Origin of the sequence: Rhodococcus sp. R1101, from assembly GCF_000278445.1 — a bacterium.
Classification (GTDB): Bacteria; Actinomycetota; Actinomycetes; order Mycobacteriales; family Mycobacteriaceae; genus Rhodococcus; species Rhodococcus gordoniae.
On sequence record NZ_AJVB01000610.1, the window covers coordinates 1 to 1,973 of the forward strand.

The following is a 1,973-nucleotide window of genomic DNA, read 5'->3' on the forward strand; positions in this document are numbered from 1 at the left end:
ACCACGTCACCTACGTGACCGACGCCGACATCGACGCCCTCGCCGGCAGCTCGACGGTGGCGACCCTGCTGCCGGGCGCCGACTTCTCCACCCGCAACCAGTACCCCGGGGCCCGCGCGCTGATCGACGCCGGCGTCACCGTCGCGCTGGGTGCGGACTGCAATCCCGGTACCTGCTACACCACCAGCCTGCCGTTCTGCATTGCCATCGCCGTCCGGGACATGCACATGACCCCGGCCGAGGCCGTGTGGGCGGCCACCGCGGGCGGCGCGAAGGCGCTGCGCCGCGACGACGTCGGCAGCTTGCGGATCGGCGCCCGCGCCGACGCCATCGCGCTCGACGCACCGTCGTACCTTCACCTCGCCTACCGGCCCGGTGTGCCGCTGGTTCGTGAAGTGTTCAAGGACGGCGTCCTCGCGACGACCACGAACTGATCGAGGGAGCAGGTAGCTGACATGACGAACAACATCGACGTCGACATCGCTCCCGGGCCGTGGTCGGGACGCACCGACGGTCTCGGGCCCGAGCATCTTCGCTGGCATCAGGCCGTCACCCCCTACCGTCCCGGCGCGGGCCCCGGCACGGTCCTCATCGGCTTCGCCAGCGACGAGGGCGTGCGCCGCAACAAGGGACGCCAGGGCGCCGCTGCCGGACCCGACGCGCTCCGCAAGGCGCTGTCCTCGATGGCCCTGGAGAAGGAGGCGGCGCTGTCCGATGCGGGCACCGTCGCCGTGACGGGCGACCGGCTCGAAGAAGGCCAGGACGCGCTGGGCCGCGCCGTGACGACGGCACTCGACTCCGGACGGCTCGCGGTGGTCCTCGGCGGCGGCCACGAGGTCGCGTACGGCACCTACCTCGGTGTCGCCGGATCGGCGCTGCGGCAGCAGCATCCGCGTCTGGGCATCCTCAACCTCGACGCCCACTTCGATCTGCGCAGCGACCCGATCCCGAGCTCCGGGACGCCGTTCCGCCAAATCGCCGAGGCCGAGAAGGCTGCGGGCACCAGCCACCGGTACGACGTCATCGGCATCAGCCAGCCCAGCAACACCAACGTGCTGTTCGACACTGCGCACCGCCTCGGGGTCCGGTACCTGCTGGACGATCACTGCGGTGTCGCCGATCGGGCCCGGGTCGACGAGTTCCTCACCGACTTCTTGGGCGACGTCGACATCGTCTACCTGACGATCGATCTCGATGTCCTGCCTGCCGGTGTCGCACCGGGTGTCAGCGCGCCCGCCGCTTACGGCGTTCCACTCGAGATCATCCAGCATGTGTGTGATCGGGTGAGCGCGAGCGGCAAGCTCGCTGTCGTCGACGTCGCCGAACTCAATCCGTCGCTCGACGTCGACAACAGGACGGCCCGAACCGCGGCACGGCTCATCCACCGCATCGTCACCAAGCGGGTTCCGCCGAGGGCCTGACACGGCGCGACGTAGCCCCGAAGTCCCTACTCCGCTGCAATCGGCGTCCACATTCGGGGATGGGGCGTGCTAGGGGAGCCGATGGGGTGACAGCGACACAGAAGTACCAGATCGTCGATGTTTGCGAGTCCGCCGTCGGACTGATGTCGCTGTGGGACCTACTCAGTGGCGAACGGCCCTCCCCAGCCGGGAAACACGCAGCCGTGGTCGCGGGCAGCAAGTGCACGGCGTTGCTTCTCGGAGACGACCCGAGCTGCAACGATGCCCACCCTAAACCGCACGGTAGACAGGCACTTTGACATATCGCGCGCGTCTCTATAGAGCACTCTCGGCCAGTGACGAGACCCCCACCGCTCAGCGTGATCGTGCCCGACGAAGCGTGCGCGACGATCCGCATGAGAAGAGCAGCGACCACGAACACAAGGATCGCGAGGACCCACTTTGACGCTCAGAACGCTCGGCCAGATAGTGATTCTCTCACCCTGTCCCGCAGAATTCTCTGCACGATCACAGCATCGGGAACGTCTGCGAACGCGGCTAAAAACTTAGCTT

Annotated in this window: 2 protein-coding genes; both read left to right on the forward strand. The window is 67.8% G+C overall.

Annotated features, from left to right (window positions below; translation table 11 throughout):
- Positions 1-434: amidohydrolase family protein (locus R1101_RS0122275; protein WP_016935435.1), on the forward strand; the 434-nt coding region annotated here is incomplete at its 5' end.
- Positions 435-455: 21 nt separating this feature from the next.
- The gene (gene hutG, locus R1101_RS0122280) at positions 456-1,421 is read left to right on the forward strand and encodes a formimidoylglutamase (RefSeq protein WP_016935436.1); all 966 of its coding nucleotides are present in this window, start codon (positions 456-458) and stop codon (positions 1,419-1,421) included.
- The last annotated feature ends 552 nt before the right edge of the window (positions 1,422-1,973 follow it).